Raw genomic sequence first — 276 nt, 5'->3', positions numbered from 1 at the left:
TTCTGTTACTGCTAAGAATAGCTTAACGAAGGGTGCTGTGGAATTAAAGAAAGTTGATGACGTCGACGGCGCTACTCTTGAAGGCGCAGTATTTAAAATCGTTGATATGAATGGCAATCACGTTCGTTCTGATTTAACTACTAATAAAGATGGAAAAATTTCTGCTTCTGATTTACGTCCGGGTGACTATCAGTTTATTGAAACGAAGGCTCCTACTCATTACGACTTAAATCAAAACCCTATCAAGTTTACCGTTGAAAAGAGTCAAACCGCTAC

At 38.8% G+C, this 276-nt stretch carries 1 protein-coding gene; it reads left to right on the top strand.

Features of this window, described 5'->3' with window-relative positions; translation table 11 throughout:
• The coding region (locus MR079_RS28700; protein ID WP_242295108.1) for a prealbumin-like fold domain-containing protein at positions 1 to 276 on the top strand (276 nt) is incomplete at both ends.

The sequence above is a fragment of the Bacillus cereus group sp. BfR-BA-01381 genome, from assembly GCF_022663555.1.
GTDB lineage: Bacteria > Bacillota > Bacilli > Bacillales > Bacillaceae_G > Bacillus_A > Bacillus_A pacificus.
The sequence above is the reverse complement of the archived record's forward strand: the minus strand, read 5'-3'. Positions and strand labels throughout refer to the sequence as shown.